Source organism: Ramlibacter sp., from assembly GCA_019635435.1.
Classification (GTDB): Bacteria; Pseudomonadota; Gammaproteobacteria; order Burkholderiales; family Burkholderiaceae_C; genus JAHBZM01.
On record JAHBZM010000001.1, the window covers coordinates 4,206,961 to 4,224,352 of the forward strand.

Annotated in this window: 32 protein-coding genes; 8 read left to right on the forward strand and 24 right to left on the reverse strand. The window is 65.1% G+C overall.

The features are described 5' to 3' along the window. Nucleotides 1-178 precede the first annotated feature (178 nt). The 23 genes from KF796_20590 to KF796_20700 form a co-directional block, all read right to left on the reverse strand. Entirely contained in the window at nt 179-691 is a 513-nt protein-coding gene (locus tag KF796_20590; protein ID MBX3589035.1) for a hypothetical protein, read from the reverse strand. Next, entirely contained in the window at nt 688-1,077 is a 390-nt protein-coding gene (locus tag KF796_20595; protein ID MBX3589036.1) for a hypothetical protein, read from the reverse strand. The genes KF796_20590 and KF796_20595 overlap by 4 nt, the downstream gene beginning before the upstream one ends. Further along, nucleotides 1,061-1,366: a hypothetical protein gene (locus tag KF796_20600; protein MBX3589037.1), complete on the reverse strand. Its 306-nt coding sequence runs from the start codon at nt 1,364-1,366 to the stop codon at nt 1,061-1,063. The genes KF796_20595 and KF796_20600 overlap by 17 nt, the downstream gene beginning before the upstream one ends. Further along, nucleotides 1,366-1,614, reverse strand: coding sequence for a hypothetical protein (locus tag KF796_20605; GenBank protein MBX3589038.1), 249 nt, complete (start codon nt 1,612-1,614; stop codon nt 1,366-1,368). Before KF796_20605 ends, KF796_20600 begins: the two co-directional genes overlap by 1 nt. Continuing rightward, on the reverse strand, nt 1,611-1,862 hold the full coding sequence (locus tag KF796_20610; protein ID MBX3589039.1) for a hypothetical protein: 252 nt from the start codon (nt 1,860-1,862) through the stop codon (nt 1,611-1,613). Before KF796_20610 ends, KF796_20605 begins: the two co-directional genes overlap by 4 nt. Before the next feature lie 13 nt (nt 1,863-1,875). After that, nucleotides 1,876-2,262, reverse strand: a complete 387-nt coding sequence (locus KF796_20615; GenBank protein MBX3589040.1) for a hypothetical protein — start codon at nt 2,260-2,262, stop codon at nt 1,876-1,878. Beyond that, the gene (locus KF796_20620; GenBank protein ID MBX3589041.1) at nt 2,259-2,462 is read right to left on the reverse strand and encodes a hypothetical protein; all 204 of its coding nucleotides are present in this window, start codon (nt 2,460-2,462) and stop codon (nt 2,259-2,261) included. The genes KF796_20615 and KF796_20620 overlap by 4 nt, the downstream gene beginning before the upstream one ends. Next, the gene (locus KF796_20625) at nt 2,459-2,881 is read right to left on the reverse strand and encodes a hypothetical protein (protein ID MBX3589042.1); all 423 of its coding nucleotides are present in this window, start codon (nt 2,879-2,881) and stop codon (nt 2,459-2,461) included. Before KF796_20625 ends, KF796_20620 begins: the two co-directional genes overlap by 4 nt. After that, complete coding sequence (locus tag KF796_20630) at nt 2,878-3,660, reverse strand: hypothetical protein (protein ID MBX3589043.1); 783 nt, start codon at nt 3,658-3,660, stop codon at nt 2,878-2,880. The genes KF796_20625 and KF796_20630 overlap by 4 nt, the downstream gene beginning before the upstream one ends. Next, the gene (locus KF796_20635) at nt 3,657-4,055 is read right to left on the reverse strand and encodes a DUF2528 family protein (protein ID MBX3589044.1); all 399 of its coding nucleotides are present in this window, start codon (nt 4,053-4,055) and stop codon (nt 3,657-3,659) included. Before KF796_20635 ends, KF796_20630 begins: the two co-directional genes overlap by 4 nt. Continuing rightward, nucleotides 4,052-4,585 carry a hypothetical protein gene (locus KF796_20640; GenBank protein MBX3589045.1) on the reverse strand — a complete coding sequence of 178 codons (534 nt, stop codon included), beginning with the start codon at nt 4,583-4,585 and terminating at the stop codon, nt 4,052-4,054. The genes KF796_20635 and KF796_20640 overlap by 4 nt, the downstream gene beginning before the upstream one ends. A 106-nt stretch (nt 4,586-4,691) precedes the next feature. Continuing rightward, nucleotides 4,692-4,925 (reverse strand): hypothetical protein, encoded by a 234-nt coding sequence (locus KF796_20645; GenBank protein ID MBX3589046.1) that lies wholly within the window; start codon nt 4,923-4,925, stop codon nt 4,692-4,694. Further along, the gene (locus tag KF796_20650) at nt 4,925-5,206 is read right to left on the reverse strand and encodes a hypothetical protein (GenBank protein MBX3589047.1); all 282 of its coding nucleotides are present in this window, start codon (nt 5,204-5,206) and stop codon (nt 4,925-4,927) included. Before KF796_20650 ends, KF796_20645 begins: the two co-directional genes overlap by 1 nt. Next, nucleotides 5,203-5,721 (reverse strand): host-nuclease inhibitor Gam family protein, encoded by a 519-nt coding sequence (locus KF796_20655; GenBank protein MBX3589048.1) that lies wholly within the window; start codon nt 5,719-5,721, stop codon nt 5,203-5,205. The genes KF796_20650 and KF796_20655 overlap by 4 nt, the downstream gene beginning before the upstream one ends. 12 nt (nt 5,722-5,733) lie before the next feature. Further along, nucleotides 5,734-6,078 carry a hypothetical protein gene (locus KF796_20660; protein MBX3589049.1) on the reverse strand — a complete coding sequence of 115 codons (345 nt, stop codon included), beginning with the start codon at nt 6,076-6,078 and terminating at the stop codon, nt 5,734-5,736. 16 nt (nt 6,079-6,094) lie between these two features. Beyond that, nucleotides 6,095-6,382: a hypothetical protein gene (locus KF796_20665; protein ID MBX3589050.1), complete on the reverse strand. Its 288-nt coding sequence runs from the start codon at nt 6,380-6,382 to the stop codon at nt 6,095-6,097. Next, nucleotides 6,379-7,011, reverse strand: coding sequence for a hypothetical protein (locus tag KF796_20670; GenBank protein ID MBX3589051.1), 633 nt, complete (start codon nt 7,009-7,011; stop codon nt 6,379-6,381). Before KF796_20670 ends, KF796_20665 begins: the two co-directional genes overlap by 4 nt. Then, nucleotides 7,008-7,316, reverse strand: coding sequence for a hypothetical protein (locus tag KF796_20675; GenBank protein ID MBX3589052.1), 309 nt, complete (start codon nt 7,314-7,316; stop codon nt 7,008-7,010). The genes KF796_20670 and KF796_20675 overlap by 4 nt, the downstream gene beginning before the upstream one ends. Next, nucleotides 7,316-7,471 (reverse strand): hypothetical protein, encoded by a 156-nt coding sequence (locus KF796_20680; protein ID MBX3589053.1) that lies wholly within the window; start codon nt 7,469-7,471, stop codon nt 7,316-7,318. Before KF796_20680 ends, KF796_20675 begins: the two co-directional genes overlap by 1 nt. Before the next feature lie 2 nt (nt 7,472-7,473). Further along, complete coding sequence (locus KF796_20685) at nt 7,474-8,382, reverse strand: AAA family ATPase (protein ID MBX3589054.1); 909 nt, start codon at nt 8,380-8,382, stop codon at nt 7,474-7,476. Between the two features lie 344 nt (nt 8,383-8,726). Continuing rightward, complete coding sequence (locus tag KF796_20690) at nt 8,727-10,463, reverse strand: DDE-type integrase/transposase/recombinase (GenBank protein ID MBX3589055.1); 1,737 nt, start codon at nt 10,461-10,463, stop codon at nt 8,727-8,729. An 80-nt stretch (nt 10,464-10,543) separates the two neighbouring features. Further along, on the reverse strand, nt 10,544-11,458 hold the full coding sequence (locus KF796_20695; protein ID MBX3589056.1) for a hypothetical protein: 915 nt from the start codon (nt 11,456-11,458) through the stop codon (nt 10,544-10,546). Nucleotides 11,459-11,463: 5 nt separating this feature from the next. Beyond that, nucleotides 11,464-11,769: an IclR family transcriptional regulator gene (locus KF796_20700; protein MBX3589057.1), complete on the reverse strand. Its 306-nt coding sequence runs from the start codon at nt 11,767-11,769 to the stop codon at nt 11,464-11,466. Between the two features lie 110 nt (nt 11,770-11,879). On the opposite strand from KF796_20700, the gene KF796_20705 reads away from it, so the two are divergent. Further along, complete coding sequence (locus KF796_20705; GenBank protein MBX3589058.1) at nt 11,880-12,317, forward strand: hypothetical protein; 438 nt, start codon at nt 11,880-11,882, stop codon at nt 12,315-12,317. Nucleotides 12,318-12,320: 3 nt separating this feature from the next. Here KF796_20705 and KF796_20710 read toward each other — a convergent pair whose 3' ends face one another. Beyond that, nucleotides 12,321-12,593, reverse strand: coding sequence for a helix-turn-helix domain-containing protein (locus KF796_20710; GenBank protein ID MBX3589059.1), 273 nt, complete (start codon nt 12,591-12,593; stop codon nt 12,321-12,323). A 140-nt stretch (nt 12,594-12,733) separates the two neighbouring features. Here KF796_20710 and KF796_20715 point away from each other — a divergent pair, with 140 nt between their 5' ends. The 7 genes from KF796_20715 (at nt 12,734) to KF796_20745 (ending at nt 17,384) form a co-directional block, all read left to right on the forward strand. Further along, nucleotides 12,734-13,315, forward strand: coding sequence for a helix-turn-helix domain-containing protein (locus tag KF796_20715; GenBank protein MBX3589060.1), 582 nt, complete (start codon nt 12,734-12,736; stop codon nt 13,313-13,315). 287 nt (nt 13,316-13,602) lie between these two features. Beyond that, nucleotides 13,603-13,995, forward strand: coding sequence for a hypothetical protein (locus KF796_20720; protein ID MBX3589061.1), 393 nt, complete (start codon nt 13,603-13,605; stop codon nt 13,993-13,995). 59 nt (nt 13,996-14,054) lie between these two features. Further along, nucleotides 14,055-14,621 (forward strand): glycoside hydrolase family protein, encoded by a 567-nt coding sequence (locus tag KF796_20725; GenBank protein ID MBX3589062.1) that lies wholly within the window; start codon nt 14,055-14,057, stop codon nt 14,619-14,621. A gap of 213 nt (nt 14,622-14,834) precedes the next feature. Continuing rightward, the gene (locus KF796_20730) at nt 14,835-15,245 is read left to right on the forward strand and encodes a hypothetical protein (GenBank protein ID MBX3589063.1); all 411 of its coding nucleotides are present in this window, start codon (nt 14,835-14,837) and stop codon (nt 15,243-15,245) included. 46 nt (nt 15,246-15,291) lie between these two features. Further along, nucleotides 15,292-16,053, forward strand: a complete 762-nt coding sequence (locus KF796_20735) for a hypothetical protein (protein MBX3589064.1) — start codon at nt 15,292-15,294, stop codon at nt 16,051-16,053. Nucleotides 16,054-16,078: 25 nt separating this feature from the next. After that, nucleotides 16,079-16,660 carry a hypothetical protein gene (locus tag KF796_20740; protein ID MBX3589065.1) on the forward strand — a complete coding sequence of 194 codons (582 nt, stop codon included), beginning with the start codon at nt 16,079-16,081 and terminating at the stop codon, nt 16,658-16,660. Nucleotides 16,661-16,718: 58 nt separating this feature from the next. Then, a complete protein-coding gene (locus KF796_20745) occupies nt 16,719-17,384 on the forward strand; it encodes a tail fiber protein (protein MBX3589066.1) in 666 nt (221 codons plus the stop codon). Nucleotides 17,385-17,392 lie beyond the last annotated feature (8 nt).

The following is a 17,392-nucleotide window of genomic DNA, read 5'->3' on the forward strand; positions in this document are numbered from 1 at the left end:
AAGCAAAGTGCTCGGCGTGTGGCCGAAATGAAACTCGCCGCAGAACCTGCACGGGTACGGCTGCATGGGCCACCCGCCGTTGCCCCGGTGATGAATCAGGGCACTCATGGCATGGTGGGCGGCATCGAAGGAGTCGAAGCGACGTTTGCCCTTGCAGGCCTTGCGACGCTGGGCACGTTTACTGCTCATTGCGGTACATGCCCAGGTGAAAAACGGACGCTATTGGGCGGGCCGGGGCCTGCCCCTGCCTGGCCTGCGACCAGATGATGTGCCGGTCATCGTAGGGGGCCATTGACAGCTCTTCGTCGGACAAAGCCGCGCGGCTGTCAGCCCAGGCCCTGAAGTGTGCGGACTTGGCAGCGGCCCTGCGCGCGCCGTCGTGGCGGCGCGTTGCATCGCGCTTTTTGGCGCCGGCAGCAAAGTTGTGGCCCGGATGCTTGCCGGCCTCAACGTCGGACAGGTGTGCGATTCCGTTGTGAGTGATCGCGTAGCGGTAGTACCGGGGGCTGCCCGTGCGAGCTACCAGATCGTCGGCGCGAAGCAGCTTGAGCTGCAGCCAGACCACCTTGTCGATCTTCGACTTCTTCATGCCCAGCGTCAGGCCCAACTCAATCATGCCCACCGGCTCCGGCTGTTCAGTGCGCAGCTGCTTGAGGATGCGGATGCGTAGGAAGTCATCAGGCTTTCTCACAGCGGCAACTCCAGGGTCTGCGCACGGGCCATGCGGGCCATGTACGCGGTTTGAAGGTGGTGCTTTTGGTCGTATGCCAGGTGGCAGCGCTGGCACCAGTGGCGCAGGTTGCTGAGCTCGCAATGCTCTGGCACGTGGTCAAGGTGCGCCGTCGTCAAGACGATGCGAACGACTTTGTCGCCGTCAGCCAGTTCCCACGCCTCGGCCAACGCACCGTCATCGGTCAGTTCGCCGGTCGTTTTGTTGAGCAGCCACCCGTTCGGCCGCCGGCAATCCGGGAAGGCCGGCGAGCCTTCGCAGCGGTCGCCCGACCGCTCCCGCACCTGGTCAACGATCTCCGGCCAGTTGGCCGGGTAGCGGTGGCGGTTTTCAGGCTTGATCGGCATGGTCAGTCTCCTCAACCTGGACGCCAGAGAACAAATCGCTCTGCCCGTCGATGTATTCCGCTAGGTGTTCCGGGCAGTAGTGCTTGTTCGGCCCCACCTGGTGGGCGTGGGCCTCGCAAAGGGCCTTGTCGCAGCTACGGCCACCGCCAACAGGCCAGTCACACAAGTAGCGGCTCATGTCCTCGCAGACATAGCGCTTGTCAGCGATCCCGACGACGGCCGCGCAGGGATCGGGCAGCTTGGTGCCTCTCATGTGAATACGCATGCCTTTGACGCGATAGAAGGGCATCAGGCAGCACCCAGTGATTGAACGCCGCTGCGCTCGACCAGCGTGGCGATCATGTCGTCCGAGTAGCGCTTGCTGTCTGAGTAGCAAACGCCCAGGCGATATTCCCGGCCCTGGTGCCTGAAGGTTCTCGCGCAATAGAGGTATTCCTCCGCGTCCGAATGGCGGTATCGGATCTGAGAGCCGCCCTTCACCCGCAGCGTTTGGCCGTGCGCTGGGCCGCCGATCAGGAGCCACTGCATATGGCTCATCGTGATGTCCTCACGCAGCCCAGGTCTTGAGCCGTGGCCAGGCGGCAGAGGATGCGGGTCGGATTCTTGACGCGAAAAGCGTTTGCACGCGCCGTTTTGATTGCGCCGGCCGTGGTGCTGGCACTCACGAATTTCAGCTCTTGGTCGGGCTTGCTCTGACGCCCGAGCTCCAGGGTGACGACGTACTTCTTGGGGGACTTGCCGGCCCAATAGGCGTTGGCCTCGGCCTGGGACATGTAGTTGCTCACTGCGTGCTCCATTTCAGGTCCGAACCTCGGGTGACGCAGGGTCTCTTTGCCGCACCAACGTCGCGTTGTCGGGGTGAGCAACCAGCAGCCCGCGCGACGTGAGGTAGGAAACGGCCTCGGAAACCCGTTGGAAAATCTCCTCGTCCTCTCCGTTCAAATCGAGCCTCAGGTTCGTTGCGTGAACCTCGTACCAGTTGACGCCGTTGAGTTCCCGCCCTCGGCATTCGGACTGAATGAGTTCCCACGACGCCTCGTCGGCGATGCTGATGGCGCCGCCTGACTTGGCGATCTGTGCGAGCAAGCAGGCGGACTCGTTGACATACCAAACCATACCCCGCACATCGTCTTTGTAGAGGGCTCCGGACATGGCGAGAACGCTCTGAATGTGGTCGTTGGTCACTTCTTCCCCCGTGACTTTTTCAAGCGCGCTGCCAGCCCGTTCATGGCTTGCTGAGTGCGCTCGAGGGCCTTGCCAAAATCCTCCATCGCGGCGCGCGGCGACCGAGCCGGGTCACAGTCCCAGTGGTTTTTGGTGGCGCCGTTGTAGGCCTGACCCGGTAGCACGGGCTTCTTGCAGACGCCGCAGATTTTTCGTCTCATGTCCCCTCCCACTTGCCGGCAACAGGCGAATCACTGTCACGCTGGGCGTAGTCCAGGTTTTGATACCCGCTCACGCTGAAGCCGATCAGCTGGGCGAATTGGCGGCGGTCTTCGTCGCTGAATGGAAGCCTGGCGATGTCATCCATGTTGATTCCACCGTGGTCGAGAAGATGCGCCACGATGGCGTTTGACTTGAAACGCCGAACACCCCTAACAAGGACGGTCGGCTGCGTCGGATGGGCATTCGCGGGGGCCGTGCATGCAGCGACCAACTCGTGGGCCGCAAGGGCGTCCTCGGCCCACATGCGGGCCTGGTGGCGTGGCAGGACCACGGTGTCATGGGGGCTGTTGGAGCCGGTCACATCGTCGAGCCATTGGCGCAACAGCTCGCGGCGGGTCTTGAGCTTTGGGGCGTTCATGCGGCCTCCAGGGCTGCGCCAATTAGTTCGAGATACGCGATCAGTTCGCGTGCCTGCTCGCGGGTCAGGGTGACGGTTTCGATATCTGTGCTGATGGAAAAGGTACCGTCGTTGAACAGGCCGCACCGCAAAGACGTTCCAGCGCGTGGCATGACCGCAGCAGCGCCTCGAACCGGGGAAGTCGGCACCTGGGCCGCGGCCGAGGCTTTCGCGGCCTTCCCACCCCCGCTTTTGGCCCGCTCGGCGCCCTTCTTACCGAGCCAGTGTTTGAAACCACTTTCACGCCCGGCCGCCTTTTCTAGACCGTAAAGCCGGCGCCCTTCCTCAGTCTGGACTAGGGCGTTGAACTCCTCTGCAGCCGTTGGCGTAAGCCCATAGAGCGTCTGATCGTCCCGTTTGATGCGCACGATGCGCTCCAGCTTCACGCCGTGTACCGCCAGATCACCAGCCTGCTTGTTCGTGGCGCCCAGCCCTTCGGCCAGCTGTGCGGCGGTGAGCGGACCGCAGGCCGCTAAGACAGCAATGGCGCGCGCCGCCATGCTCCCCGCGCGCGTCCTGCGCTTGGTGTGAACGGCTTTTGAGGCCTTGATCGGCTTTCGGTTGGCGCGCTTTGCGGCCGGCGGGCCGCCTGCGCCGGCGGCGGCTGCAGCGCCCAGCGCGAAAGGGTTGCCCGACGTGAGGTTGCCCCGCGGGCGCGCGGCTGTGGCGGCACTCACCACGCGATGTTGGAACGTGCCAGGGTGGCCGTCGCCGTTGGTGCTGTCCAAGCCGCTATTCATACGGCCTCCAAAGTCACGTCGTGATAGTTCGGCGCTGCGACGTAAGCGGACACGATCCGAATGCCAAGCTCTTCGTATGTGGGCCAGCCCTCGTGTTCCTGCACCAGGGTGATATTGACATACAGCGCTGCGGCCTCGGCTTCTCCCTCCTCAATTTGGGCGCCTCCATCGGCGGCCATGCAGAACAGCGCGCAGGCACCGAACATGCGGGCCACGGTGGCCAGCAGATCACCGTTCTGATCGGCCAGGCGAACCTCGGCCATGAGCGGGCCGTGGAAGTTGTTGATCTCTGCCGCTATCTCGAGCGTGAGTACGGCGGGGTCAATCTCGAGGGTGACCTCGTTGTCATCGGTGTAGCGGATGACGTAGCGGCGTGGTGCATTGACGTCGTTCACAGCACGTCTCCTTCACGGCCATACACAACGCCATGCTGCTTCGCCTGGCCGTTGCGCACGGCGCACCAGTTGACCCAGAGAATCAGCGAGGTCATGCCGTCTTCCTGACCCTTGGCTTCGGGCACGCCCGGCGCGAGCAGCTTGCCCTTTGAAGCGCCCTGGCCGTGACGCGCTAGCACGCTCAGGCTCGCTTCGAGCGCGCGGCGTGGCCCCGACGCGAACGCGACCGGCCCGCTGCCGTCTGGATTCTTCTCGGGCATGGTGTCGTGGATCTCGATCAGCCCCGATGCCCAGCACCAGGCATATGCCTTCGGGTCGGCGTTGACGCGCCAGACTGCCGGCTTGAAAGCGGCGCTCGCCTCCACGAGCTGCACGCCCGTGTAGGCTGGTCCGAAGTACTTCCGGCCGAAGCGCTCGGCGGCCTGTTGCTCCCCGGCGGTGCAAGAGGCATTGACGCCGTTGATCGAAACTGTCTGATAGGTGCCGATACGCTGCCTCACAGCGACATCGACGGTGGTTGGGTCTGACATGGATAGCTCCAAGGTGGTGGTCAGAAAAAAGCCCGGCCAGGCCGAAACCCGGCCGGGTGCGAAAGATCAAGAGGCCGGCGACCGGCTCAACTTGATTAGGGAGAAGCTAGACATCGGGCGGGCCGATCTGAATGCGTGTGTCGGGCGCCTGGGCGGCCTCATGCGCGGACTCAGGAGCGGAGTACTCCTTGCACCCGTTCGCCGGATTGACCCAGAAGCCGCCGCGCGTGCAGCGCAGGCCGGTGCTGACCTGCTCGCGCAGGCCGCAGGTGCTGCAGCAGCTGGCGCCGCCTGCGAAGTGAAAGCCCATCGAGGCCTTCATGGATGCGATGGTTCCCATCACTGCACCAGGCACTGCCAGCTTTGGGCGGGCGTTTCTTCGTCGTCCGCGAGATCGCCAGTCATCCAGTCACGTGCTGAGAGCGCGCAGTCCAGCACGTAGCCCTCATACAGTTCTTCGCAGCCTTCGGCGGTGCGGATCGGCTGGGAGAGCACCACGATCTGCGCCTCGATGCACGCGCGGTTGTCGTCGCCGAAGAAGCTGCGGGGCCGGACTTTGTCCACGAGCCGGCGCAGCTCTTCAATCTCGGCCTGGACTTGCTCGGGGGCCGGCGCGCTCATGCGGCCTCCTCGCTGGCGCCCTTGAGCAGCGCCGTGACCAGCTTGTCCACCTCACTGTCAACGGGCTTGACAATGACCTGGTCGCCGGCCTCGACGACGCTGCAGCCCAGGCGCTTCAGGTCGGCCACGGACAAGCCCGCCAGCGCCGCCTTGTTCGGCGCCTCGGTGGTGTTGATGAGAAGCTCCGCCTGCTCCGGCATCACGCGCTTGATGCGGGCGACCACGGCCGCCCCGTCGTCAAAGCTGATGGAGCCCTTGCCTTTGGCGTACCCGACTTTGACGCCGGCCACGGTGTGGGTGCGCGGCTTCTCGAAGAGGTAGGGATTCTGCTCGACCAGCGCGCGCAGCTGGGCCTCTGCATCTGCAGCGCGGGCCACGGCGCGGCGAATGTCCGGCAGATGGTCCTTGCGCAGCGCGGCAATCGCGTCTTCAAGGGCGTTGACCTTGTCGGCCAGGTGCGAGCGCAGGGCCGCGTAGACCTCCGCGCGCTTGGTGATTGTTTCAATGGTGGTCATGGGAGCCTTTCATCAGGTCGGGAGATGGAGCTGCCCGCGCAAGTCGGGCAGGGAAACGCGCTTCATGGCCGCGACCTGCTGCAGGCCTGTCATGGAGCGCGAGTAAAGAAAGTTGCAGGTCGCCTGGAGCTCGGCGGCGTCAGCCGCCATGAAGTAGCCCGTGGCCGGGTGCCCGCACACGTGCTCACCCTGCATCCGCAGCTCGGTGACCGCCTCGCGCACCTTGCGCTCCAGGTGCTCGGCCGCCGTGATCTGGCCGGTGATGCGCTGCACGAGGTCGCGGACGTGAATGCCTTTGTCCTGGCCGATGTGGTGCTGCAACTCGCACAAGACAGCGGCGGCGGTGATCTGCATCATGGCGGGCGCCCCTCGGTTACTGAATCCGCCCGGCGGCGGGCAGGACGTGGGCGCGGTGCTCTTTTTCAGCCGAGGCTGCCGCCAGCATGTTGGTCATCAGCACCCCGCCGCCGACCGAGACGAGGTGCTCGGCCGCCCCGACGACGGTGCCGGTCTGGACGGCCTGGCGCATGTAGGCCGAGAGCAGCGCCGACATGCCCACTTTCGGGTGATGCGGCGCCGTCAGCTCCATCAGCTGGTCGGTCAGCTTGGCTGTGGCCTGCAAATCTTCGGGCGTGTAGCCCTTGGGCGCATTTACGTTCATGGTTGCTCCTGTGGTGGTTGATGGGGCTTGATGGCGGCCTTCATCTGGCGCACCAGGTAGCTGCTGCCGGGCGCGGCCGCGGGGGCCGGCTGCCGGGCTGCCACCGCGCGCTGCGTGGCCGCCAGTTCCGGGCCCAGCTCGTCGAGCACGGCGCCGATATCCAGGCTGCCGGTCGCGCGCGCGGATGTGCTGCGCGCCCGGCGGTCGAGCTCGCGCTGGCTCTCGTCGGCCCGCTCGACCTTCTCGGCCATGCCCTGCAGCACCGCGTAGAGATAGCCGTGGCCGGAAAGGGGCAGCGTCAGCTTGCCCTGGTCGCGCAGGCTCAGCATGCCGTCAATCGCCAGCGACCAGGCCGCGCGCGGGGCCGGCCAGTCCCGGCCGTTGCGCGTGATCTGTTCGCGCTGCAGGTCCGGCAGCAGCTCCATGATCAACTTGGCCTTGCGCGCAATCGTCATGCGGTTCTTCGCGGGCGCGTGCAGGGCAACGTAGCCAATCACCCGCGCGCCCAGCGGCACGCTCAGCGCCGCGAGCTGGCCGAAGGCCTGGCGGTCCTGCTCATGCGCGAACAGCTGCTCGGGCGTCAACTCGGCGCCGCATGACCAGCAGCAGAAAATCTCCCTGCTTGTCATCGAAACAGCCCCCACGGGTTGAAATAGCCCACGGTGAAGCCGGCCACCGCGCACAAGAGCACCACGGCCGCGGACAGGGCCAGCCAAAACTCTTGACGACGCCCGCGGGCGTGGTGCTCGATGGCGCCAGGCGCAAAGTTCAGCGGCGCGCTGTGGGAACGCGGCGCATTGTTGTAGCCGTGGGACCAGGTCACCGCGCGCAGTGAATCGCGCGGATACGGGTTGGTCAGGTAGCTGCGCCGCGCGGCGGCCGCTGCCACGCCATCTTCAAAGGCGCGCTGAAGCTCGGGGGTCTCGTAGATCATCATCTGCCTCCCGTGGGGCCAACGAATGCGGCGTAGTCCATCGCCGCGTCGAACACGGCCAGGCGCCGCTCGATCCTGTAGAAGCGCATCAGCCGGCGTGCGCGCCGCTTGATCCATGTCAGCGTCGGGCGCTGGTAGGTAACGGGGCCGCTCATGGTCAGACCGCCAGAACCACATCGCGCGTCACGCGCGGCACGCCCAGCTCGGCCGCGCTGTTGAGCACGCGGGTCATGAAGTTGTTGACCGCCAGCGGGTACACCTGGCTGACCAGCGGCGCCTGACGGTCGCCCGGCCTTGACTGCGTCTGCACCGTGAGGCGGTGCCTCACGGCGTCAATCGCCTGGTCATCCATCAACTCTTCGGGCCGCTTGTTCGCGCGGGCCAGCCGCGTCGTGATGTACCCCTTCAGGTCGCTGTCCAGGGGCAGCAGCTCCACAACCTCGCAGCGCTGGACCACTTCGCGCAGGTCCTGCCTGTTCGGGTTGAGCTTCTTGCGGATCTCGGGCTGGCCCATCAGCAAGATGCCCAGCAGCGGGCGGCGGCCCATGCGCAGCTCGTGCAGGCGCTTCAGGTGCTTGAGCGTGTTCACCGGCAGGCAATGCGCTTCCTCGATCACCAGCAGGTGGGCATTACCCGCCTTCGCGCTGGCCTCCAGCATCGCCTGCAGCTGCCGCGTCTTGGCCTCCATCGTCAGCCGCGGGCGGGCCGTGGGGTCCAAGGTGAAGATGATCGCGTCCATGATGCCGGTCGCCTTCAGCGTCTTGCCGGCCTTGTCGTTGTCTTCCATGCCGAGCACGGAGGGCCTGATCAGCACCACTTGCTTGTGCTCCTGCTCGATGCGGTCTTCCAGATCGCCGAGCAGCGTTGTCTTGCCCGCGCCGCTTTCGCCAACGATGGCCACGAAGCGGCCATGAGCTGCGGCCTGCCAGCACGCCTCGCGGCAATACCTGAAATCAGGGTTCTGGAACATCTGGTCGGCCGCCTCGACTTCGCCGTCAAACGGGTTGATGAAGAGGCCGAATGCCTTGCGGGCATCTTGAGAGAGGGATTGTTTCGGTAGTAACATGTCGTCGTTCTCCTGTTCGCTATGGTGGTGGGTGGGGGAATGTGAAGCGGCCTTGGCGCGAGCCTTGGCCGCTTTTCCTTTGGCCGACGCGTCAAAACGCGCCTGCGGCCGGAAAAGGTCGCGCAGTTGCGCGGGGGTGGCGCCTGCCGTGTAGCAGGCCTCCAGAAAGGCCGCCTCGATGGCCTTGCGGTCGCCGCGCTTGGGCCACGCGTTGTGGCGCAGGATCGAGGCCACCGACGTCTTGCTCACCCCGGCCGCGCGCGCAAGCACGCGAACGCCAAGGCGCAGCTCGGAGGCCACGGCCGCCAGCTTGATCGGAAACGGCGGCAGCTGATGCGGGGCCCTCATGCGCCGCCTCCTACTACGCGCAGGCCCGCGGGCGCCGCTTCGGGGCCCTGCGATGCCGACCGGCCGGCCAGCTGGGCCGCCAGGCCTTCCACCTGGTCTTCTGGCACGCCCTCATCGCTGAACCGCTGCACCAGCCAGCCATAGGTGGCCGGGTCATAGGCCGGCCCGGCAATCGCCTTGATCCGCTTGGCCGCTTCAACGCAGGTGATCCGCGCCGCGGCCACCGCGCGCTTATCCACCTCCAGCGCCGTGCCCTTGCGGGGCAGGTAGGCGGGCACCGGCGTGGCGTTCACGTCGGCCATCACGTCAACCTCGGCATAGGGCCGCGCGCGGGCTTTCTTGGCCTGCTCCGCTGCCGCCAGCGTCGTCACGTTGTGCGCTGCCTTCGCCAGCTCGTTGCGGGCGTCGTCGGCCACCGTGTTGGGCATGGCGTGGTAGGCCTCGCCGATCACTGGTGCCGCCAAGGTGAAGTTGGCGGCGTCCTTCGCCACCGGCTCGATGCACAGCCATGTCAACTCGCCCGTCGCTTTGTCGGTGAGCTGCACATCGATGGCAGGCGCGCGGTACGGATTCACGCACACTGTCAGCGTCTGCCCCGGCATCACGCCAGGCACATAGCGCACGTCGTAGTCCTGCTGGCCGTAGCCCTTCACGGTGTAGCTCACCGTCATGGTGTTGCTCACGCGGCGCGTCTGCTCAACCGTGGTTACCAGCTCGCGCAGCAACTCCATCGCGGGGGCGATCCGCAGCTGTTCAGCCGTGATCCGCATCCACATCGAGTAGCGCGCCTGGCCGTGCCTGCTGTGGCGCCGCGTGCTGTTGTAAGCGGCTTGCCAGCGCATGCAGTAGGCGTTCAGTGCGTCGAGGTCCAAGCCCGGCATGAACGCCAGGCGGCCCTCGAAGTGCCGCTCGATGATGTTGTGCGAGTTCTCGACCTGGCCTTTGGCGCGTGCATTGCCCGGCTTGTTGATGTTCAGGCGCACCTGCAGCCGGTCGCACAGTTGCTTGAACATGTGGCTCTTGTTGGCCGCGCCCGGGTCCAGCATCACCAGGAAGGGCACGCCGTGCGCCGGGCACCCATCGCGCTGGCTGATGCACCAGAAGAAGAACTCGATCAGGTTCTCTGTCGTCTCGCCGCCGGTGTAGTAGCGCGCCCAGATCGTTCCGCTGTAGTGGTCCGTGCAACTCATGCGGATGCACAGGTCGTTGACCACCTTCACCAGGTTGTGCGGCTTGTTCTTGTAGAACTCATCGCGCGGCATGCTCTGCAGGTGCGAACCCTTGATGTAGTACAGCACGCACACGCTGGCGTCGATCTGCCAGCAGTGGTTAGGGTGCAGGCTGCGCAGGGCAACAGCGGGCGCCTGGTGGCTCAGCTGGTCCGGGTGCAGCGTGTTGTCCCGCAGCAGCTGGCTCACGCGCCCGGCGCTCATGCGCTCGGGCAGCTTGCCGCCGGCGTGCAGGATCTCGACCACATCTTCAACCGTCAGCAGCCGCTTCTCGTTCTGCCGCGTGCTCTCGATCAGCATGCCGCTGATCAGCATCAGGTGTTCGCGTGTATACATGGCTTGCCCCTTGTCGGCGCGCTGCTTGCGCCCGGTGTCCAGACCGGCCTCTTTCAGCTTGCGGTACACGGTCTGCTCGTCACACTGCAGCCGGGCACAGGCCCGCGCGATCACTTCGCCTTTGGCGCCGTGCCGGGCCGCAATGAGCTGGTCTCGCGTTTGGATCAAAACTTCCCACTCCAGTTGATTCATTTGCGCCGTCGCCTTGTTGATTGGTACGAGGTCTTGTGCGTGGTGGCGGGTGGGGATCAGCTGCGCTTGCCGCGCGCCTTTGACTGCGTCGCCGCGTCGTCCGGCGCCTGCAGCCAAGCCGGGGTGACAAGCTCTTCGAGGTCAATGGCCAGGCCGTTGTCATTGACGATGTCCACAAGCCGCTGGCAGGCATGGCGGATCGCGTTGTCTGCGGCCATCTCCATTGCCTCGCTCACGCTCGGCGCCGCCTTGATATCGCGCACCACCACCGTCAGCCGCGCCAGCACGGCCAGCGCCTCGGTGTGGGCCTCTTGCAGGGCCAGGTACTGCGCCTGCTCGGTCTCTGTCTCGGCCACGCTGCCCGGCTCGGGCACAAACTTGCGCTCGAGCTGCGTATGCAGCTTGTCGATCTCTTTGCCGCGCTTCTCGATCAGCCGGTCCTTGGCCTCGGCATCTGCGCGGGCTTCGCGCAGATGCTTGCGCAGCTCGGTGGTGCTCATGCCGGCCACGTCGTCCAGATCCAGCTCGAGCACGTCGCCGCCGCCCGACAGCACATCAAGCTCTTCGTCATCCAGCGTCAGCAGCTCGATCAGCTTGCCCTTGCCCAGGCCCAGCAGCTTGTCCCGCGGCTTGCTCGGGTCGGCAAACTTAAGGGTGGCCTGCATCACGCGCTGCGCGGCGCGCGGGGCCATGTTCAGGCGCTCCAGGCGCTTGATCCAGTCGCCGTGCTCTACCACCGTGCGCATCACCAGAAGGCGCGCGCCTATGGCAAACATCGCCTCCACGGCCGTCGTCTGATAGCCGCGAATCTCGGCCTCCAGCGCGTCCGGGTTCGCGTGCGTCACGTTGTAGGCGCTCATCAGCCTTGTGGCCTGCTGGCCCTGCAGCGTGAGCGCCGCGTTCGCGGCGTTCACCGCGTCGGTGTCAAGGGCCAGCACTTCGGTCGGCTGTACGGGGGTCTTGCGTGCCATCTTCTTCAACTCCGGGAAAATCGTTGGGTTACTTCGGCCAGCCGCGCCTCGGCGCGTTGCAGCGCTGTGGCGTGGCGGATTGAGATCTGCACCACCTGGGGCGCGAGGCGCCAGCAGTTGGACTCGGGCACCTGTTCGGCGAAGCCAGCCATCTGCAGGTTTGCAAGGTCGCGCGTCACCAGGCTTGCGCTGCACGACTGCTGCTGGGCGATCTGGCTGGGCGCAAGGCCCGTGACTTCGTGCCCGGCCAGCACGTTGATCAGGCGCAAGATGCGCTGCTGGCCGTCGTTGGTGTATTGCTCGGCGCTCATCGGTTCAGAAACTCCTGTAGGGGGTGTGGTGGTGGGTGGGGAAAAGGCGCACCCCCCACGCGGCTAGACTGATCGCTCTCACCTGATCAACCATCACCACGGGGGCGTGCATGAAACCTGAAGAAGCAGCCGCGAGCATTGAATGGCTTGGGCTACAAGTTGCCGCGCAGGAGCGCATATCGATGGCAATTGCGCTGACGCTCAGCGCAACAAAGAGAGCTGAGCTTCTCGAAAACCTGACCGCGCTACAGATCAATGCAGCCGGGGTAGACGGCAGGGACGCGGCCTTGGCGATGCAGCATTTCATAGATCGCTTCCTGACTCTGGCCGGTAAGAACCTTGGCGCGTCACAGAACGAAGCAAAGCTGAATCTCGCGCTAGAAGCTGCTCTGCACGCGTCCGCACCAGCGGGTCTGAAAGAAGCGAAGAAAGCGTGGCTAGCAATCGCGTCTGATGAAGAGATTGCTGACGAGCTGCGCGAGATGCTCGAGCAGTTGCCGCCGCTGCCCGGCGCTTCAAAAAAGAGACGTAAGCGCGGGTCATCTTGACTGTCATGCCGCCACCGCTTTCTTCTTTGCTCCAGGGGCTACGGCTTTGGGCAGATCGGCCCGTTCCACGAACTCGTGAGCGGGGTATTTGCCGGGCCAAAGCTCGGAGAATCGCTTGCCCGTCACGGTGACGATATGCCGCGCGATGCGGGCAGAGATGGTCTTGCCCTGGATCACGTTCGACACGGTTGCCGAAGTGACCTTTAGGCTCCGTGCAATAGCGGCAGGGCTGGTGCCGGACTTGCGGATCGATGCCTTGATGTCTTCGTGATGCATGGCTAAGATGAACTGAATATTTAGGCTAATGGTTCACGCTGAAAAGTATTCTAGCCAAACAATGAACCAAATGACAAGCGATATCTTTCAAAATGCCCAGAAACCTAGAAAAACCCTTTGCCCCTGTGCTTCGGCGCGTAATGGACGCCTATGGCACGCGGACGCTGAAAGAACTCGCGGATAAAGTCGAGGCGCCAGAGAACACGGTGCGCAATTGGCACAAAAGGGACAGCGTTCCGCTTGAGCGGCTACGTGCCGCTTCGGCGGCTACGGGGTTACCGTTTGAATGGCTCGCGGAGGGCAAGAAGAGCCATATTTTTTTGAACCAAATGGCTAAAGAGTTAGCTAAAAGCGCGGCTGGCGACGCATCAGGTCAAGCGCAAAAAGTCACAGGAAAAGGGGGCGATATGCACTCAAGCCCAACGGCGGAGCACAGCTATAAGCGTGCGGGTGGCGCGACATTGCAACAGAATGTTGCTAGGGACGAAGGCCCTGATCTTTACGCTGGTGTCAATCGGCCGTCAGGCGTAGACGCGAATTTGCTGGCCGGCGTCTTGGGCGCGGTGTTAGCGGAGTTGGGCGCCCGCGGGCTGCAGCTAAAGGCGCCCAAGCTTGCCGAGCTTGTTGCTCTGATCTATGAAGACACCGTCGGCGTGAATGATCGTGACAGGGCTGAACAGGTGCGGCGTATTTCGCATCGGTACCTTCGCCTCGTAGCTTGATCAACAACGGAGTCCGATGCAGTGAAGAACGAAGATATCAGTCGTAGGGTGGCCGGAATTCTTGGGGCCGCTGAGCCGGCGCCGAGCGCGAGAGTTCTTGTGCGGGGAACGGGAAATTTAGTTGTGGGCGGTGACGTTCACATCTACCATTCACGCCCGATTGACCAGTCAGGACAGCCGGGCGTGACGGAACTGATGGCGGCCTTGGGCGTGCTCAACGGCGAGCAGTTGAACCGGGTCAGTAAATTTGTAGCCGCAATTCACGGCGGGGCCTGAAAGGAGTTCGTATGGCAAAGTTGACGGTCCACGCAGGGGATTTCGGTAAGGGTGAAGGCTCCGTCGGGTTCGGCGTGATGCTGATGCCGCCGACCAAATGGTGGCACCAGTGGGGCGACAAAATTGCGCTGTCGTCTGTTGCCGAAGTTGAGCTAGCGTCTGAAGATTCAGTCAAGCGTTTGGGCGGTTCTGTTGGTTGGGGCGCTGCTGGTGCCCTGGCGCTTGGTCCGGTCGGTCTGTTGGCCGGGCTGCTGTTAGGGGGCAATGGCAAGGAATGCACTTTCGTCTGCCGCTTGCATGACGGCCGAGGGTTTCTGGCCACCGTTGACTCAAAGTCCTACACACAGATTCAAGCCGCCACGTGGCACAGCGGTAGCCCTAGGCCTGAATCTGGTGAGAGCTGAAGCACTTCATTAAAGCGCTTTACCTGTAGTTTCGCGCGCGCGCGGGCAACACTGCCCGCATGTCACTTCGCCTGCATTTTTCGCTGCGCCGCATCTTCGGCAAAGCGCAGCCGCGCGCGGTTGTCGCGGGCCTGGTGCTGTCGGGCGCCGCGCTCGTCGGCATCGCCGTCAAGGAAGACTACCGCGGCGTCGCCTACCAGGACTCGGTGGGCGTCTGGACCAACGGGTACGGCGAGACCAAGGGCGTCAAGCCCGGCGACACCACCACGCCCGCGCGCGCCCTGGTGCAGCTGCTCAGCAGCGCCGAGGCGCACGCCGCCGGCATTCGCGCATGCTTCGCCGGCGCGTCGTTGTACCAGCACGAGTTTGACGCCTACGCCTCCCTTGCCTACAACGTCGGCGTCGGCGCCGTCTGCGGCTCGTCCATCCCGGGCAAGGTCAAGGCCGGGCAATACGACGCGGCGTGCCGCACCATCCTCGATTTCGACAACGTCAGGGACTGCAGCAAGCCCAAGGTGCTCAACCCCAAGACCGGCCGCATGGAATGCCCGCTGGTCAAACTGCGCGGCCTCACGAACCGCCGCCAGGCCGAGTTCCGGCAATGCACCGGCGAGGCCACCGCATGAGCCTGATCGAGCGCGCCCTGGTCACCCTGGTCCTCGCCGCCTTGCACATTGCGGCGGGCTATTGGTGGGGCTCGTCCAACGCGGCCAGCCGATACGAGGCGGCTCAAGGCAAGGCCAACGCCGCCACCGCGGCCAGGGTGCGCGCCGCCGAGGCCAAGGGCGACAGCGCCGTTGCCTCCTACATCACAGACCACTTCGAACAGGAGGAGCGCTATGCCCAAATCGCTGCACGCAACACTGATCTGGCTCGCGCAGCTGGGCTCCTGTCTCGTGGCCATGACGGGGCTGATTGCCGCGGCGCTGGCGATGGCGGGCCTGCTGATCCTGCTGCTGCTGGCCCCGCTGTGGAACTTGCTGCGCGCCCTGTGGGGGGCGCGGCGCCGGGCAGCCAGCCGGCTGCGCAAGGCCCTGGCGCTGAGCTGTCTTTGCGCGCTGTCTGGCTGTGGAACTCTGGTCTCGCAGGTCGAGACGTGCCCGCGGGTGCCTGCGGCCTTGCTACTCCCGCCGGCCAAGCCCGTGCTGCTTGCGCCGCCGGGTCAGGCATTGGGCTTGAAGATGCCTGGTCAAACCACACCCTCAACGCCGCCTCCTGCGCCGCTGACCGCGCCCGCTACGCAGCGCTGAGCCAGCTGCTGCGCGAGCGGGGGCTCGTGGCCGAAGGAGGCACGCCATGACGTTGCAAACCGTCAACGTGCTCTTTGACGCCACCGCGCCCAGCGGCGCCTTGATCGCCGGGGCCCGCGTGCGGGCCCGGCTGACCGGCTACGAGGCCGACGGCACCCTGATCGTGCCCGCCATTGTCGAGGGCATCACCGGCCTGGACGGCACCGTGGTGCTCCCTCTGTGGGCCAACACCCGCGGCGCCCGTGGCACCCAGTACGAGGTCAGCATCAACTCGGAAGGCCGGTCACTGTTCGCCGGCCTCATCGTCGTCTCAGAAGCTGCGCCCGAGGATCAGCCCGTGCCCATGCGCCTGCTCCTGCAGGCCAGCCCGCCGCCGACCGTCGACGCCGCGCAGCAGGCGCTGCAGCAGCTGCAGGCCGCGCAGGTCGAGATCGCCTCGGCCGTCGCCAGCCTGAGCCGCTTCACCCGGCTTGCCGCCGGGCCCGTGGGCGGCAGCAAGGTGCTGCGCTATGCGGCAGACGGCGCCGTAGACGTTGCCAGCGCGGATACCCCCGCGCACCGCTCCGTACTCGCCGGCGTCAGCCTCACGGCGGCCAGCGCCGCCGCGCAGCCTGTCACTTACCAGCGCGCGGGCCTCATCAGCGACAGCGGCTGGGCCTGGGTAGAGCAGCAGCCGGTATTTGCCGGCCTCAACGGCCAGCTCACCCAGGCCTACAACCCGGCTTGGTCTTGGGTCTGCATCGTCGGCGTTGCGGTCAACGCCACCACCGTCCATCTCACTTTTGACCCGCCCATCCTGCAGGTCTGAACACAGCTTTTAAAGGAGCACGCTCATGGCAGCTAAGTACCTCAAAAACGGCAACGGCCGCGCCGAAGAAGTCGAAGCCTTGGTCGAGTCGGCCGGCGCCGGCGACGCCGGCAAGATCCCGGGGCTCAATGCGGCCGGCGTGCTGGCCGACACTGTTCTCAATGCGGCCACCACGGGCGCCAACAAGACGCTCAAGCTCAAGCCGGACGGCAAGCTGGACGACGCGGTCATCCCGGCCGCCTTCGGCGCCGACGTGGCCGTGATCCAGACGAGCGAGGCCGTCGCCGCGGGCGACTACGTCAACATTCACGACGGCGGCGGGGGCTCGTTCCGCGTGCGCCTGGCTGACGCCAGCAACGGGCGCGAGGCACACGGCTTTGTGCTCGCGGGGTACGCCTCGGGCGTGCCCGCAACGGTCTACTTCGACAGCACCAACAGCCAGGTCGCCGGCCAGGCCCCCGGCGTGGTCTACCTGAGCAACGCCGTGCCGGGTCAGGGCACGAACGTGCCGCCCTCGACATCGGGCCACATCGTGCAACGCATCGGCTTGGCGCACGCGGCCACGGCCGTCAACTTCGCCTACAACCCGCCCATCCTGCTGGCCTGAAGGAGACCCTATGCCCATGCGCAAACCCCTCGTGCATATCGCCGGTGAAATTCGCGAGATGCAGGCCGGTGACTATGTCCCCTCGTTCTTCGTGGGTGAGATCCGTACTGTTGCATTTGCAACGGCGCCCGAAGGCTGGGCGCTATGTGACGGCCAGACCTTACAGGTGGCGGACGAGCCGGCACTTTTCGCGGTCATCGGCTACACCTACGGCGGCGACGGCATGACGAACTTCAAGGTGCCTGACTTGCGGGGGCGTGTGCCAGTGGGCGCCGGCGATGGGGCTGGGCTGACCAGCATTGCAGTGGGCGCGTCAGGCGGCGCGAACGGGGTGACCGTGAACGGTGAGGGCACGGCGGAGATCAACCTGATTGAAGCAAACCTGCCGCCTCACTCGCACGATGCAACGCTTGATCTCAGCGGGGTGGCGCCAGTCATTCAGGTCAGCACCGATTCCCTGACAAGCCAACAGGCGATGGCAAGCGGTGCGAGCCTATGCCAAACAGGGGGCGGCCCTGGCCAGGGCAACATTTTCACTTTGACGCCGAGCGGGGCCATTCCTCTGAGCGGGACCAGCCTTGGCGGCACGGGGTCTGTCACTGTGGGCAACACGGGCGCGGGCGAGACCTTGGAGGCGCCAGTGAGCACAACGGCAGATGTGTCAGTCATGCAGCCCTACCTCGGCGTGAACTACATCATCGCGCTCGCCGGTATTGCGCCCTGACGGAGATC

Excerpts from the sequence above, each read along its gene's own strand:
- KF796_20660 (MBX3589049.1), bottom strand. The coding sequence starts at position 6,078 with ATGATGCAGATCACCGCCGCCGCTGTCTTGTGCGAGTTGCAGCACCAC.
- KF796_20650 (MBX3589047.1), bottom strand. The coding sequence starts at position 5,206 with ATGAGCGCGCCGGCCCCCGAGCAAGTCCAGGCCGAGATTGAAGAGCTG.
- KF796_20740 (MBX3589065.1), top strand. The coding sequence starts at position 16,079 with ATGGCAGCTAAGTACCTCAAAAACGGCAACGGCCGCGCCGAAGAAGTC.
- KF796_20645 (MBX3589046.1), bottom strand. The coding sequence starts at position 4,925 with ATGGGAACCATCGCATCCATGAAGGCCTCGATGGGCTTTCACTTCGCA.
- KF796_20695 (MBX3589056.1), bottom strand. The coding sequence starts at position 11,458 with ATGGCACGCAAGACCCCCGTACAGCCGACCGAAGTGCTGGCCCTTGAC.
- KF796_20700 (MBX3589057.1), bottom strand. The coding sequence starts at position 11,769 with ATGAGCGCCGAGCAATACACCAACGACGGCCAGCAGCGCATCTTGCGC.
- KF796_20595 (MBX3589036.1), bottom strand. The coding sequence starts at position 1,077 with ATGCCGATCAAGCCTGAAAACCGCCACCGCTACCCGGCCAACTGGCCG.
- KF796_20655 (MBX3589048.1), bottom strand. The coding sequence starts at position 5,721 with ATGACCACCATTGAAACAATCACCAAGCGCGCGGAGGTCTACGCGGCC.
- KF796_20630 (MBX3589043.1), bottom strand. The coding sequence starts at position 3,660 with ATGAATAGCGGCTTGGACAGCACCAACGGCGACGGCCACCCTGGCACG.
- KF796_20720 (MBX3589061.1), top strand. The coding sequence starts at position 13,603 with ATGGCAAAGTTGACGGTCCACGCAGGGGATTTCGGTAAGGGTGAAGGC.
- KF796_20715 (MBX3589060.1), top strand. The coding sequence starts at position 12,734 with ATGGACGCCTATGGCACGCGGACGCTGAAAGAACTCGCGGATAAAGTC.
- KF796_20745 (MBX3589066.1), top strand. The coding sequence starts at position 16,719 with ATGCAGGCCGGTGACTATGTCCCCTCGTTCTTCGTGGGTGAGATCCGT.
- KF796_20670 (MBX3589051.1), bottom strand. The coding sequence starts at position 7,011 with ATGACAAGCAGGGAGATTTTCTGCTGCTGGTCATGCGGCGCCGAGTTG.
- KF796_20640 (MBX3589045.1), bottom strand. The coding sequence starts at position 4,585 with ATGTCAGACCCAACCACCGTCGATGTCGCTGTGAGGCAGCGTATCGGC.
- KF796_20675 (MBX3589052.1), bottom strand. The coding sequence starts at position 7,316 with ATGATCTACGAGACCCCCGAGCTTCAGCGCGCCTTTGAAGATGGCGTG.
- KF796_20685 (MBX3589054.1), bottom strand. The coding sequence starts at position 8,382 with ATGTTACTACCGAAACAATCCCTCTCTCAAGATGCCCGCAAGGCATTC.
- KF796_20730 (MBX3589063.1), top strand. The coding sequence starts at position 14,835 with ATGCCCAAATCGCTGCACGCAACACTGATCTGGCTCGCGCAGCTGGGC.
- KF796_20680 (MBX3589053.1), bottom strand. The coding sequence starts at position 7,471 with ATGAGCGGCCCCGTTACCTACCAGCGCCCGACGCTGACATGGATCAAG.
- KF796_20725 (MBX3589062.1), top strand. The coding sequence starts at position 14,055 with ATGTCACTTCGCCTGCATTTTTCGCTGCGCCGCATCTTCGGCAAAGCG.
- KF796_20605 (MBX3589038.1), bottom strand. The coding sequence starts at position 1,614 with ATGAGCCATATGCAGTGGCTCCTGATCGGCGGCCCAGCGCACGGCCAA.
- KF796_20620 (MBX3589041.1), bottom strand. The coding sequence starts at position 2,462 with ATGAGACGAAAAATCTGCGGCGTCTGCAAGAAGCCCGTGCTACCGGGT.
- KF796_20600 (MBX3589037.1), bottom strand. The coding sequence starts at position 1,366 with ATGCCCTTCTATCGCGTCAAAGGCATGCGTATTCACATGAGAGGCACC.
- KF796_20665 (MBX3589050.1), bottom strand. The coding sequence starts at position 6,382 with ATGAACGTAAATGCGCCCAAGGGCTACACGCCCGAAGATTTGCAGGCC.
- KF796_20705 (MBX3589058.1), top strand. The coding sequence starts at position 11,880 with ATGAAACCTGAAGAAGCAGCCGCGAGCATTGAATGGCTTGGGCTACAA.
- KF796_20735 (MBX3589064.1), top strand. The coding sequence starts at position 15,292 with ATGACGTTGCAAACCGTCAACGTGCTCTTTGACGCCACCGCGCCCAGC.
- KF796_20625 (MBX3589042.1), bottom strand. The coding sequence starts at position 2,881 with ATGAACGCCCCAAAGCTCAAGACCCGCCGCGAGCTGTTGCGCCAATGG.
- KF796_20710 (MBX3589059.1), bottom strand. The coding sequence starts at position 12,593 with ATGCATCACGAAGACATCAAGGCATCGATCCGCAAGTCCGGCACCAGC.